Annotated in this window: 8 protein-coding genes; 5 read left to right on the top strand and 3 right to left on the bottom strand. The window is 62.7% G+C overall.

What is annotated here, in order from left to right:
• Positions 1-761: hypothetical protein (locus tag F4Y38_11590; protein ID MXY49921.1), on the bottom strand; the 761-nt coding region annotated here is incomplete at its 3' end.
• Between the two features lie 105 nt (positions 762-866).
• Positions 867-4,412, bottom strand: a complete 3,546-nt coding sequence (locus F4Y38_11585) for a DNA polymerase III subunit alpha (protein MXY49920.1) — start codon at positions 4,410-4,412, stop codon at positions 867-869.
• Positions 4,413-4,620: 208 nt separating this feature from the next.
• Here F4Y38_11585 and F4Y38_11580 point away from each other — a divergent pair, with 208 nt between their 5' ends.
• From F4Y38_11580 to F4Y38_11560, 5 genes are all read left to right on the top strand, one after another.
• Positions 4,621-6,249 carry a phosphoglycerate dehydrogenase gene (locus tag F4Y38_11580; protein MXY49919.1) on the top strand — a complete coding sequence of 543 codons (1,629 nt, stop codon included), beginning with the start codon at positions 4,621-4,623 and terminating at the stop codon, positions 6,247-6,249.
• 129 nt (positions 6,250-6,378) lie between these two features.
• Positions 6,379-7,140 (top strand): pyridoxine 5'-phosphate synthase, encoded by a 762-nt coding sequence (locus F4Y38_11575; GenBank protein MXY49918.1) that lies wholly within the window; start codon positions 6,379-6,381, stop codon positions 7,138-7,140.
• A 140-nt stretch (positions 7,141-7,280) separates the two neighbouring features.
• On the top strand, positions 7,281-8,726 hold the full coding sequence (locus tag F4Y38_11570; GenBank protein MXY49917.1) for an insulinase family protein: 1,446 nt from the start codon (positions 7,281-7,283) through the stop codon (positions 8,724-8,726).
• Positions 8,723-10,930, top strand: coding sequence for an insulinase family protein (locus F4Y38_11565; protein ID MXY49916.1), 2,208 nt, complete (start codon positions 8,723-8,725; stop codon positions 10,928-10,930). The genes F4Y38_11570 and F4Y38_11565 overlap by 4 nt, the downstream gene beginning before the upstream one ends.
• A gap of 12 nt (positions 10,931-10,942) precedes the next feature.
• Complete coding sequence (locus F4Y38_11560; GenBank protein MXY49915.1) at positions 10,943-11,875, top strand: ornithine carbamoyltransferase; 933 nt, start codon at positions 10,943-10,945, stop codon at positions 11,873-11,875.
• 3 nt (positions 11,876-11,878) lie between these two features.
• Here F4Y38_11560 and F4Y38_11555 read toward each other — a convergent pair whose 3' ends face one another.
• A complete protein-coding gene (locus F4Y38_11555; protein ID MXY49914.1) occupies positions 11,879-13,846 on the bottom strand; it encodes a pyrroloquinoline quinone-dependent dehydrogenase in 1,968 nt (655 codons plus the stop codon).
• Positions 13,847-14,113 lie beyond the last annotated feature (267 nt).

Below are 14,113 nucleotides of genomic sequence, written 5' to 3'. Positions count from 1 at the left end.
GTCAAGGCCATCGCCTCGAACTGCTGCGTCGCGCCCACCTCGATCATCGCATCCGCCGGACTCACCGTCACGGTGGCCACCACCGGCTCGGGCGGCGGGGGTTCGGCCACGTTGATGGTAACCGGCGAACTCGTAATACCGTCCGCCGTTGCGCGGACCATGGCCATACCAGCGCCGACGGCGGTGGCCACACCGGCGGAAGTTATGGTCACTACGCTGGTGTCGCTGCTCGCCCATGAGATACCGACATCACCGCGAATAGCGCCACCGGCCGTCCGGGCCGTTGCCGTGAAGGTGACCGTTTCTCCAATCATCAACTCCTGGGTCGAGGAAGGAGAGACCGTGACGTTTGCCACGGCGGCCACGGTGACCGTAATCGTCACCGCCGCGCTCGAGACGCCGTTTCCAGTTGCCCGGATGGTGGTCGTTCCGGCGGCCACGGCCGTGGCAACCCCGTTGTTGTTGACGGTAGCCACGGCGGTATTACTGCTCGACCAGGCAAAATTGACGCCGCTGATCACGGTGCCGTCGGAAGCCTTGGCGGTCGCGACGAATCGTTGTGTCCTGCCTGCCTCCAGCGTCGCCATGTTCGGGCTGATTTCGACTACGGAGACCGTCGGCGCGGGCGGCGGCGAAGGCGGCGGGGTAGGTGGGGTAGGTGTCGGCGCGGTCGGTGAATCGCCGCCGCCACAACTCGCGGTCCAGAGGCCGACTGCAAAGACCAGCGCGGCAAAAACAGATGTTAAGATTCTGATCGACATACATCCTCCCACCGTAACGTGAGCTTCCGCCGTATGGTAAGGCTTCTCTGCTTACGCGTAGACCTGTTTACTCAACGCCATTACCTGATTTCCATCCCCTGTCACCTAGTTCCCGTTCCCATTCCAGCGGCTCCGGCCGTTCCGTTTCCGGCCGTTCATCTCCACCGGTTTCCATCCGCTTTCGCCGCTGTGCGCGGGCGCGCCGGCCAGTCGTACGCGTTTCGCGCCGGTCGATTCCCGCAGCGTCTTCAGCAGCTCGTCCGTGGGTCTGACCTGGAGATGATTCCCCGCCCTGACGCCGATCTCGCCGTGATCGGCCGTCGACACTTCGAGCACCACGTCGCATTTGCCCGGGTAGGTCTCCAGCACGTCCTTGAGCGACGCGAGGTTTTCATCCCCGACCTGTTCGTACTCCATGGACACCACGACGGACCTTGCCAGCCGGTCCCGGGCATCCGTCAACGCGATGATCTCGGAAGCGATGACCTTGTTGTCCTCTTCCTTTTTAGACAGGTGACCGTTCACGAGGATCAGCGCGTCGATCGACACAAGATCGCGGTACAGGGCGTACGGTTCCGAAAAGACGAGGACTTCGCCGGATCCGGAGAAGTCTTCGAGCGTGACGAAGGCCATGGTCTTGCCGTTCCGGTCCACGATGGGCTTGATTTCGGTCACGATACCGCCGACCACGACGCCGTCCTGCCGGCCGTTGGCTTGTTCGAGGCGCCGCATTTCCGCCGTCGTGAACGCCCGGATGTCTTCCTCGTATTCCTTCAGCGGGTGCCCCGTCACGTAGAATCCGAGCAGTTCCTTCTCGAAGCCCAGTTCCTGGCTGGCCGCCCACCGGGGGACCATCGGCAGCACGGGCTTGTGAACTTCCAGCCCTGCGCTGCCTCCCATGCCGTCGAGGTCGAAGAGGGAGGTCTGTCCCTTCTCCCGGTCCTGCTGGCGAGTCTGCGCGCCTTCGATGACCGAATCGAGCACGTTCATGAACTGCGCCCGATGCCCCTCGAGGCTGTCGCAGGCGCCGGCCTGGATCAGAGACTCAAGCACCCGCTTGTTGACCAGCCGAAGATCGATGTGCTCGCAGAGCCCGAATACATCCTCGAAGGTTCCATGCTCTTTCCTCGCCTCGACGATGGATTCCACCGCGGCCTGCCCCACGTTCTTGATCGCGCACAGTCCGAACCGGATCGAGAGGCCTTCCACGACGAAAGTCTTGTCGCTTCTGTTGACGTCGGGCGGCAACACCTCGATGCCCATCTTCCGGCACTCGTTGATCAGTACGACGATTTCCTCGGTATTGGACATCGTGTTCGACAACAGCGCGGCCATGAAGGGCAACGGAAAATGCACCTTCAAATAGGCCTCCTGAAAGGCAAGTACCGCGTACCCGGTTGAGTGGCTCTTGTTGAAGGCGTAACCGCCGAAATACTCGATCAGGCCGAAGACCTCTTCCGCAGTGCGCTGCTCGATGCCGTTCTCCACGGCGCCGTCGACGAAATTACGCCGTTCCTCGGCCATGACTTCAGGCTGCTTCTTGGCCATGGCCTTCCGGAGGAAATCGGCGCGGCCCAGGGTGTAACCCGCCATGTCGCGGGCGATCTGCATCGCCTGCTCCTGGTAGACTATGAGGCCGTACGTCTCCTTCAGGGCCGTTTCCATCACGGCGTGGTGATAGGTGACCTCCTTGCGCCCGTGCTTGCGGTCGATGTAGTCGTCCACCACCCCGCCGTTCAGGGGGCCGGGCCGGCAGAGCGCGTTCATGGCGATCAGGTCGTCGACGCCGTCCGGCCGGAGCCGCCGGAGGAATTCGTGGAGCCAGCCGCTGTGGAACTGGAAGATCCCCGTGGTCTCGCCCCTGCGGAACAGGTCCAGGGTCTTCGGGTCGTCCAGGGGGATGTCGTCCAGCTCGATCTCGTCGCCCGTCGTGTCCTTGATGATCGCGAGGGCGTCCTGGATGACCGACAGGTTCTGCAGCCCCAGGAAGTCCATCTTGGGCAGGCCGATGTCCTCCATGAGCTCGCCGGGATACTGGGTGACGATCGTATCCTTGTTGCTCGGCTTGTACAGCGGCACGTAGTCGGTCAGATCGCCCGGTGTGATTACCACACCCGCCGCGTGCACGGACGCGTGGCGCGCAAGGCCTTCAAGGGTCTTCGCGTACTGAATCAGTTGGCTTTCCGTTCCTCCGCCGTCGGCCATCTGCTTCAGTTCCGGGACCTGGTCGAGGGCCCGGTCGAGGGTGATCTTCAGTTCGCCGGGTACCAGCTTGGCCACGCGGTCCACGTCGCCGTAGGACATGCCCAGGACGCGGCCCACGTCGCGGATCGCTGCCTTCGCCCCCATGGTGCCGAAGGTGATGATCTGGGCTACGCTGTTCTTGCCGTATTTCTCCACCACGTAGTTGATGACCTTGTCGCGATCTCGGTCCGCGAGGTCGAGGTCGATATCGGGCATGCTGACGCGCTCGGGATTCAGGAAGCGTTCGAAAAGCAGCCCGTACTCGATGGGGTCGATGTTCGTAATGCCCAGCACGTACGCCACCATGCATCCCAGGCCGGACCCCCGCGTCATCAGCGGAATGCCCTGCTCGGCGGCGAAACGGGCGATATCGAGGACGATGAGGAAGTAGCTCGGATAACCCATCTGGCCGATGACGCCCAGTTCGTATTCGAGGCGGGCCTTCAACTCGGGGGTGACGGTGTCGTACCGTTTCTCCATTCCGTCGAAAGACAGCTTGCGCAGGTAGGCGTCCGCGCTGTCATACCCTTCGGGCAGCGGGAAGTGGGGGAATTTGAACTGGCCCATTTCCAGCTCGAATTCGATGGACTCGGCGATGGAAACCGTGTTCGCCAGGGCGCCGGAAACATGGCCGAAGAGCTGGCTCATCTCTTCGGCGTTCTTGAAGTAGAGCGAATCCGTGGCGAACCTGAGCCGCTTGGGGTCGTTCAGTTCCTTCCCGGTCTGAATGCAGACCAGCACGTCCTGGGCGGGGGCGTCGCCCTGCTTCAGATAGTGGGCGTCGTTGGTCGCGACGATGGGGAGGTCGAACTCCCGGGAGAAATCGATCATCGCGTTGTTGATGGGCTTGTCGAACTCCAGTCCGTGGTCCTGGATCTCCAGGTAGAAGTTTGATCCGAAGACCTCCTTGAGCTGGGCGCACTTCGTCCGCGCCCGGTCGATCTGGCCGTCCACCACCAGGTTGGCCAGCGGCCCCTTGGCGCAGGCGGACAGGGCGATCAGCCCTTCGCTGTGCTTCTCCAACAGTTCCATGTCCACCCGGGGCTTGTAGTAGAACCCCTCGAGGTACCCGGCGGAGGTGAGCTTCATCAGGTTCCGGTAGCCTGTCGCGTTCTTGGCGAGCACGACGAAATGAGTAGTCTGATCGGCCCGTTCACCGCCCCGGACCGGGCGCTTTTCCTTCCGGCTGCCCGAGGCCAGGTACAGCTCGCAACCGATGATCGGCCTCAGGCCCGCGGCCGTGACGGTCTTGTAGAACTCCACGGCGCCGAACATATTGCCATGGTCGGTCATGGCGATGGCGGGCATGTCGAAGGCTTTGGCGGTCTCGGCGAGATCCTCGATGCGGCTGGCGCCGTCGAGGAGGCTGTAATGGGTATGGTTGTGCAAGTGTACGAACGAGGACACGGGGTTCGTCCTTAAGGCAGGTACCGCAGTTCACCTGTTGCGGACGGGCGGGGTCCTGCCTGATGAGTGTCTGACGGGCTTCAAAGTGGGAATGAAGATACGAGACTACCTCTGGAAAAATAGGTTGATAAGAACCACCGGCGCAAGGTATTTTACGTTTTTTTCCGGTGGGTCTGAGCACGATCGTAAAAGGAGTGCCCGGCGCGTCATGCATCACGTTATCGTCCTCGACAAACTGGCTCGGGAAGGGCTCGAACGGCTCACCGGGGCAAGCGCAGTATCCCACGACGTGCGTACCGGCCTGGACGGCGATGCGCTGCGCGGCGCCCTCCTGGAATACGACGGCGCCATCTGCCGGAGCGACACGAAGATCACGGCGGACGTGCTGAAAGGCAACGCGCGCCTCCGCTGCATCGTGCGCGCGGGCGTGGGCACGGACAACATCGACCGGGTCGCGGCGACCCGGCAGGGTATCGTGGTCATGAACACGCCGGCCGGCAATACCCTGAGCACGGCGGAGCACACCTTTACCCTCATCGCAGCCCTTTCGCGCAACATCGCGCCGGCGAACCGGAGTCTCATGGAAGGACGGTGGGACCGCGGCGCGTTCACGGGGGTCCAGCTGGCCGGCAAGACCCTGGGCATCATCGGCATGGGCCGTATCGGCCGGGAGGTCGCCGCGCGGGCGCAGGCCTTCGCCATGCGCGTCATCGGATTCGACCCCTTTCTTTCGCCCGATCAAGCCGCCAAGCTGGGGGTGGAGTACGTCGACGAAGTGCGCGACCTGCTGCCCGAGGTGGACTACCTGACCGTGCATACGCCGCTGACGCCGGAGACCCGCCACCTGGTGAGCCACGAGGAGATCGACCTGCTCAAACCGGGCGCGCGGCTTATCAACTGCGCCCGGGGCGGAATCTACGACGAGGAAGCGCTGGTCCGGGGCCTCGAATCCGGGAAGCTGGCCGGCGTGGCGCTGGACGTCTACGAAGAGGAGCCCTGTGTCGACAGCCCGCTGTTTCACATGCCGGGCGTGCTGTGCACCCCCCATCTCGGGGCGAGCACGGAAGAGGCGCAGGCCGACGTCGCGGTGGAAGCCGTGGACCTCCTGGTCAATTTCCTGGTTACCGGGGAAGTCCGCCACGCCGTGAACGCCGTCACCATCGATTCGAATACGTACCAGACGCTGGGCGGCTATCTCGACGTGGCCTACCGGCTGGGCATCCTGCTGTCCCAGTGGCACAGCGGGGGGCCGCGCGCGTGCCGGCTTACCTACCGCGGCAAGGTGGTCGACGAGAACACGCGCCTGCTCACCTCCGCCTTCTGCGCGGGCCTGCTCGAGGACGCCCTCGACGAAGAGGTCAATATCGTCAACGGCGAGATGCTGCTTCGGGAACGGGGCATCCACCTGACGGAACAGACCCGCAGCGCGGCCGGGTTCTTCTCCTCGGCCATCAGCGTGGAGATCGACTGCGCCGAAGAGACGTACCGGGCCGACGGAACGGTTTTCGGAAACAACATGCCGAGGTTGATCCGCCTGGGCGAACACCGCATGGAGGCCTACCTGGACGGCAACCTCCTGGTCTTCCACCACAGCGACGTGCCCGGCATCGTCGGCGCCATCGGCGACACCTTCGGACGGTACAAGGTGAACATCGCACAAATGGCCGTCGGCAGGCTGGGGAACGAGCCCGGCGGCAAGGCCGTGGGCGTGCTGAACCTGGACGACGTCCCGCCCCAGGAATCCATCGACGAGATCCTGGGCCACCCGGCCATCAACAGCGCGCGGTTCATCCGGCTGCCCGCGCACGGAGCCCTGCCTCCCTGGATGCCCGGATGATGCCCCGCGGCACCACAAGGCCGACTGTGCGGCCGGACCGACGCTGCACCCCTTGGAACGTTTGAAGGAAAACTGTAGTTTAGGGGAATACAAAGTCTATTCGACATGTGGCCTGAAACCGGAGGATCCATGGCTAAACTAAGTGTCAACGTAAACAAGGTGGCCTTGCTGCGGAACACGCGCCTGCACGGCATACCCAGCGTGACGGACCTGTCCCGGATCGCGATCGAGGCCGGCGCCTACGGCATCACGGTGCACCCTCGGCCCGACCAGCGGCATATTACGCCCGGCGACGTGGACGACCTGGCCGAATTGCTGAAGGACTACCCGGAGATCGAATACAGTATCGAGGGCAACCCCTTCCACCAGGTCATGGAGATCGTCCGCAAGACCCGGCCCACGCAGGCTACACTGGTCCCCGACGACCCGGACGCCTTCACCTCGGACCAGGGCTGGGACGTGAAGACCAATGCCGAGAGACTCAAACCGATCATCGCGGAACTGAAGGACCTCGGCTGCCGGGTCAGCCTGTTCATGGACGCGGACCTCGACCAGATCGAGCGGGTGCCCGAGATCGGCGCCGACCGGATCGAGCTGTACACCGAACCCTATGCCGTGGCCTTCGCGACAGGCCAGAAACAGATGCAGCCCGTACTTTCGGCCTTCGCCAGGGCGGCGGAACACGCTCACCAGATCGGCCTGGGCGTCAATGCCGGCCACGATCTCAACCTGGACAACCTGGCCGTGTTCTGCGGCACCGTGCCGAACGTACTCGAAGTTTCCATCGGCCACGCGCTTGTCGCCGACGCGCTGGAAATGGGGTTGAAGAACGCCGTGGGCGCGTACCTGGGTGAACTCGAAAAGGCTGAGACGATATCAACCAGTGCTTAATTAAATGGGTTTATCCTGAACGTACTGATTTGAGCGGTTTAACAAATTCCCTGGAGGTTGATTACATGAAGACCCGATTGATGCGATACATCCCATTGGCAGTCATGGTCCTTGCCTTGTCCGGCCTGTCCGGTCCGGCGATGTCCCAGGACCTGGCCGCCTTCGAGCAGAACGTCACAGAATTCACGCTCGACAACGGAATGACCTTCATCGTGGTGGAGAACCATGACGCCCCTGTCCTCACCGTCCTCACCTACGCGGACGTCGGCTCCGTGGATGAGGTCAAGGGCATCACGGGCCTGGCCCACGTCTTCGAGCACATGGCCTTCAAGGGTACCACGACCATCGGCGCCATGGACCTGGAAGCCGAATATGCCGCCATGGAGAAGGTGGACGAGATCTTCGACGATCTCCGAAGCGAGCGGCACAAGGGCCACCTGGCCGACCCCGAGCGCCTGGCAAGCCTGGAGCAGGCCTTCGAGGACGCCAAGAAGGCGGCCCGGGAACTCGGCCAGTCCAATGCCATGGACGAGGCCATCGACCGAGCCGGCGGCACGGGGTTGAACGCCACGACCAGCCGGGACGCCACGCGGTATTTCTACAGTCTTCCCTCGAACAAGCTCGAGCTGTTCTTCGCGCTGGAGTCCAGCCGCTTCCTCGACCCGGTGCTCCGGGAGTTCTTCATAGAACGGGACGTGGTCAAGGAAGAACGTCGGATGAGCGAAAGCAGTCCGGTCGGACGCCTGGTGGAGGAGATGCTGAGCGCCGCCTACAAGGCCCATCCCTACGGCGAGCCGACCCTGGGCCACATGTCGGACCTGGATTCCATGACCCGCGCGGAGGCGATGGATTTCTTCAGGCGGTACTACGGCGCCGACAACCTGACAATCATCATCTCAGGCGACGCCGACCCCGCGCACGTCAAGGAACTGGCCCACGAGTATTTCGATCGTCTTCCGGCCGGGCCACCGATCGAACCGGTTGAGACGACCGAACCCCCGCAACTGGCGGAGCGCCGCGTGATCATGGAGGACAAGTCCCAACCGGTGATCCTGATGGGTTACCACAAGGTCGACATCAACCATGAAGACGACGTGGTGTTCAACGTACTGTCGGATATCCTGGGAAGCGGCCGCACCAGCCGTTTGTATACCAAACTCGTCAAGGACCAAAAAATCGCGGTGAACGCTTCCTCCTTCACGGACTTTCCCGGCAGCAAGTACCCCAACATGATGGTGTTTTTCGCCTTTCCGAGCAAGGACCACACCGCCGCGGATACGGAGCAAGCCATCGAGGAGGAAATCGAACGCATCCGGAACGAGGAAGTTACCGAAGAGGAACTGTCCAGGGCGAAAGTGCGGGCCCGGGTAAACCTGATCCGGGGGCTTGAATCAAATATGGGGCTTGCGCTTCAAATGGCTTATTTTCACGTGCTTACGGGTGATTGGCGCAACCTCTTCCACAGTATCGACGCGATCAATGAGGTGACCGCCGAAGATATCAAGCGCGTAGCCAACCAGTACCTGGTTTCTAAGAACCGGACGGTGGCTTCGATCGTTACCATGGATGATGACGGGACCGAATGATGACGGAACCGAAGGATCACGGACCGACGCGAACATCCTATGCCCTGAACACAGGAGTCGAACCCATGCGCAGTACCCGTCTGAAAGTCGCTACACTTGGCCTGATGCTGGCAGGGCTGGTCTTTTCGGCCATGCCGGTCGCGGCACAGAAGGACTACACAGAGCTGCAATTCCCGCCGCTCAACGATATCGCCACCCCGACGCCCACCAGGGTGGTCCTGGATAACGGGATTATCCTGTACCTGGTGGAAGACCGCCGGCTGCCGATGATCAACCTGAGCGCCCGCTTCGGCGTGGGCTCCGTCAACGAACCGGCGGAAAGGATCGGCCTGGCCGGGATCACCGGCGCGGTCATACGCACGGGTGGGTCCACGAGCATGTCGGGCGACGAGATCGACGAGACCCTGGAGGGAATTGGCGCGACTGTAGAGACGCAGATCGGCCTGGTTTCCGGGTCCGCTTTCATGTCCGCTCTCAAGGACAACGTGGATACCGTGCTGCCCATTCTAGCGGACATTCTCATGCATCCCGCCTTCCCCGAAGACAAGATCGAACTGGAAAAAGTCACCGCGCGATCCACGATCTCCCGTCGGAACGACGACCCGACCGACATGGCCTTCCGGGAATACCGCAAGCTGATCTACGGCGCGGAGAGCGTGTACGCGCGCCACGCCGAATACGCCACGATCGACGCCATTACCCGGGACGACCTCGTGGCCTTTCATCGGGACTGGATGCATCCGGACAACACCATGTTCGGCGTGTGGGGGGATTTCGACACGGACGAGATGGTAAAGAAGATCTCCGATGTATTCGGGGGATGGGAGAAGGCCGGGTTCGTGCGGCCCGATCTGCCCGATGTCGACTATACCTACGACAGTTCGGTGAACCTGGTCCGGAAGGACGATATCAACCAGAGCACGGTCGTCCTCGGCCACATCGGCGGCGTCAGGGACAATCCCGACTACTTCGCCCTGCGGGTCATGAACGATATCCTCAGCGGCGGGTTTTCCGGCCGGCTCTTTCGCATTGTCCGGTCGGAGCAGGGCCTGGCCTACGCCGTCTTCGGCATCTACAGCGCAAACTACAATTTCCCCGGGATTTTCTACGTGGCCTGCATGACCAGTTCGGAAACCACGGCGCAGGCGATCCGGTCTCTCCGGCACGAAGTGGGACGGATGACGACCGATGAAATCACGGAAGAGGAACTGAACCTGGCCAAGGAAAGTTTCCTGAATTCCTTCGTCTTCAATTTCGACAGTCGCCGTGAGATCATCGACCGGCAGATGACCTACGAGTACTATGGTTATCCCCAGGATTTCCTCGAGAAGACCAAGACCGGGATCGAAAAGGTGACCGTGGAAGACGTCAAGCGCGTGGCCCGCGAATACCTGCAACCGGACAAGATGCGCCTCATCGTGGTCGGGAACGACCAGGACTTCGACGAGGAGATGTCGGCGTTCGGCGAGGTCAACGAGATCGACGTGACCATCGCGCTTCCTGTCGTGGAAGCCCCGGAAGCCACCGAGGACGACGTGGCCATGGGCAGGGAACTGCTGATGCGTTCAGCTGAGGCTCTGGGGGGTATCGAGGCCTTGACCGCGATTCAATCGTTACGGGTAACCGCAGAGGTCACGGTGATCCAGCCCATGGGCGAGATGGTCATCGGCGTGGAAAGCCTGGTCGCGTTTCCGGATAAGTCGAAGACGACGATGCAGACGCCGATGGGTGATATCGATATGACATTGATCGACGACCAGGCCTGGGTGGTTGACCCCATGGGCAATACACAGCCCCTTCCGGACCAGCAGCGGGATTCGATGCGAGAGGAACTCTGGCGGAACCTGGTCTTTTTGTACAACCGGATGGACGCGGAGGGGTTGACGGTGCAACATACCGGGCGGGAAGAGATCGAAGGAAGGGCGACGGAAGTGCTTCTGATCACGCCTCCGGGTTTGAACCCCTTCAAGCTGTACCTGGACGCGGAGACCATGTTGCCGTACAAGAAGGCCGGCCAGTCCATGTCCCAGCAGGGTCCCGTGGAAGCCGAATCGACCATGAGCGATTACCGCGAAGTCGAGGGGATCAAACTGCCCTTCAAGGAGTCGATGAAACAAAACGGGAATCCCAGCGGAGAGTCGGTGACCCAGACCATCGAAATCAATCCGGAGATTCCGGCCGACGCCTTTGCGGCGCCTGAATAACAGGAAGCAAGCATGTCCACAGACATCAAGCACCTGATCGACTGGAAGTACTGGGAAGACGGCGAGATCGTGGAGATCGTCGACCTGGCCAGGCGCGTGAAGCACTACCGCTGGGAATACCAGGGCCGCATGCAGGGCAACACGCTGGTCATGATCTTCCAGAAGACGTCCACGCGCACCCGGGTGTCCTTCGAGGCGGGCATGACTGAAATGGGTGGGCACGCCATCAACCTGGACTGGATGGCGACCAACTTCACCCTGAGCAAGGTGCGCTTCGAGACGCAGTACCTGGGCCGCAACGCCGCGATCATCATGGCGCGGCTGAAGGACAACCGGGACCTGCTGGAGATGGAAAAGGCCTCCACGGTGCCGGTCATCAACGGGTGCTGCAACCTGTACCATCCCTGCCAGGCGCTGGCGGACGTGCTGACCATCGCGGAAGACCGTCCGGAGGGCGTGGAAGGCGCGCGGCTGACCTACATCGGCGTGTACAACAACGTGGTCAACTCGCTGGTTTCCATCGCCGCGCCGCTGGGCGTGCACCTGACGCTGGTCTGTCCGATCCGGGAGCCGGAAAGTGTGGACGAGGAAAGCCGGAAGAAGCTGCTGGACAGGGGGCTGCTCACCGAGACGCTGGACGCCGGGGCGGCGGTCGCGGATGCCGATTACGTCTACACGGATACCTGGCTCGACATGGAACTCTTCAACGATCCCGCCTACGCGGCCGAGAAGGAGAAGCGGAGCGGGATCATGATGCCCTACCAGATCGACCGCGCCCTGCTCGCCGGCAGCTGTGCGAAGATCATGCACGACATGCCCATCCATCCCGGCTACGAGATCGCCGAGGACATGATCGAGCACGAGCAGTCGATCATCTACGACCAGGCCGAGAACCGCCTGGACGCCCAGAAGGCCATCATGCTGCGGCTGCTGAACCGGTTGTAGCCCTTACGGCAGGCCCAACACCACCAGTTCCGCCCTTTCGGACGCCCCGCCGATCGGTACGGCGATGTACTGCTTGGCACCCACCATGTAGGTCATGGGATTGCCCGTCGCGTTGCCGGGTAGCGGGATTTCCGCGATCAGATCGCCCGTATCCGGATCGAAGGCCCGCAGGAATGCCTCGTTGCTCTCGGAATCGTAGGTCATGGCGTTGCCGCGGTCCGACACCTCCCGGTCCAGCACGATCCCCATCTGGGCGGCGAACAGCAAGGTCTGCGTCAGCAGCGGAAAGGTGCGGCGGTCCCACCCCAGGGCCGGCAGGTCCAGGCCTTCCAGGGCCGGGTGGTTTCGGGGTCCGCTGCCCACCGGACTCATCCACACGTGCTCGCCCGTGCTCAGGTCGATGGCGGTGATGCGGCCGTAGGGCGGCTTGATCACCGGCAGGCCGTCCATGACGGTGGGTCCGTAGGCGAACCGGCCGGTGTACGCATACGGCGCGTCCTCCTCCTCCGACGCGTTTACGGTCATGATGGCCGGCAGGCTGTAGGACGGCACGTACAGCATCCCCGTCTCCGGGTTCACCGCCGCCCCCGACCAGCTCGCGCCGCCCACCAGTCCGGGCACCGCGATCACGCCTCTTGTGGTCGGCGGCGTGAAAATCGGACCATGGTCGTATTCCGCGATCGCGTCCAAGGCCGCCTGGCGCAGTTCGGGCGTGAAATCGATGAGATCGTCTTCCGTCAGCCCCTGGCGCTCGAAGGCCACCGGTCTCATCGGGAAGGGTTGCGTAGGCGAGGCCGTCTCTCCGGGTACAGTGGACGGCGGCGTCTCCCGTTCCTCGATCGGCCAGACCGGTTCGCCCGTTACCCGGTCGAAGACGAAGGTGAAGCCCTGTTTGGTGACCTGGACCGCCGCTTCTATCTCTCGGCCGTCCACCGTGATGTCCACCAGGATCGGCGCGGCGGGCAGATCGTAGTCCCAAATGCCGTGATGCACCGTCTGGAAGTGCCAGACCCGTTCGCCGGTTTCGGCATCGACGCAGACCAGGCTCTCGGCGAAGAGGTTGTCGCCCGGCCGGTGGCCGCCGTAGAAGTCGTTGGTGGGCGTGCTGACCGGCAGATAGACGTAGCCGAGTTCCTCGTCCGCGCTCATCCACGTCCACACGTTCGTGCTGCCCGCGGTCATCCAGGACTCGTCCAGCCAGGTATCGTTGCCGTACTCAGCCTCCTGCGGTATGGTCTGGAACACCCACTTCTGTTCGCCCGTCCGCACGTCGAAACCGCGCACGTCGCCCGGCGGCATGGCCGCGTCGGGCATCCGGTCGACGGCGAATGAATCCAGCACCGTCGCCCCCACCACGACCACCCCGCGGACGATCGCCGGCGGACTCGAAACGGCGTAGAGACTCCGGTCGACCGGACGGCGCAGGCCCTTCGTCAGGTCCACGCGGCCGTTGTCGCCGAAGCCCGGGATCGGTTCGCCCGTTCCCGCGTCCAGCGCGATGAGCCAGGCGTCACCCGTGGCATAGAGGATGCGCCGGTCTTCGCCCTCTTCCCAGTAGGCCACGCCGCGGTGGACGAAACCCACGTTCGCGGGCGTACCCTCCTGCCACGTCCCTGGATCGAACGACCATATCGTCTCCCCCGTGGCCGCGTCGATGGCCGCCACCTGGCTCAGGGCCGTACTCGTGTACAACACGCCGCCGACCTTCAGCGGCGTTGCCTCGTTTACGAAAACCCGGAGGGTCGAATCCGCCTCCAGGATGGCGTTATCGATGGAATCCCAGCGCCACGCGACCTCGAGGTCCATCACGTTTTGCCGGTCGATCACGGCCATGGGCGCGTACTTGGTGCTCGCGTGGTCTCCGGCGTACGCGCGCCACTCCACCTGGAAGGCGTCACTGGTCTGGAGGGCGTCGCCCGCGCAGGACGACAACGCGCCGAGGCAAAGGACCGTGAGCATCAATCCCGTCATGCCTGCGAGACCCGTCCTGGCCGCCGGACCCGTTGGTCTCGCCGGGCCGGCCGGACCCGTCATGCCCGTCATTCCGCAAATTGGACGCAACTTACTCATACGCGTTTCTCCCCTTATCGAAGTGGAATCGATTTCTGTATATTCGATACCGTCATGACCTACTGTACAATTGTACAACTGTATCGTAGCATGTCTCATCTGCGTCGCGATGTTTCTCATCACATCGCAGCACGTCTCAACGAGTGTGCGATGTTCCTCATCGATCGC

The organism is Gemmatimonadota bacterium, assembly GCA_009838645.1.
Classification (GTDB): domain Bacteria; phylum JAAXHH01; class JAAXHH01; order JAAXHH01; family JAAXHH01; genus JAAXHH01.
This window is presented reverse-complemented; position numbering and strand designations above follow the sequence as displayed.

Coding starts and splice junctions, on each gene's coding strand:
- F4Y38_11580 (MXY49919.1), top strand. CDS start 4,621: ATGCATCACGTTATCGTCCTCGACAAACTGGCTCGGGAAGGGCTCGAA.
- F4Y38_11575 (MXY49918.1), top strand. CDS start 6,379: ATGGCTAAACTAAGTGTCAACGTAAACAAGGTGGCCTTGCTGCGGAAC.
- F4Y38_11570 (MXY49917.1), top strand. CDS start 7,281: ATGTCCCAGGACCTGGCCGCCTTCGAGCAGAACGTCACAGAATTCACG.
- F4Y38_11565 (MXY49916.1), top strand. CDS start 8,723: ATGATGACGGAACCGAAGGATCACGGACCGACGCGAACATCCTATGCC.
- F4Y38_11560 (MXY49915.1), top strand. CDS start 10,943: ATGTCCACAGACATCAAGCACCTGATCGACTGGAAGTACTGGGAAGAC.
- F4Y38_11555 (MXY49914.1), bottom strand. CDS start 13,846: ATGACGGGATTGATGCTCACGGTCCTTTGCCTCGGCGCGTTGTCGTCC.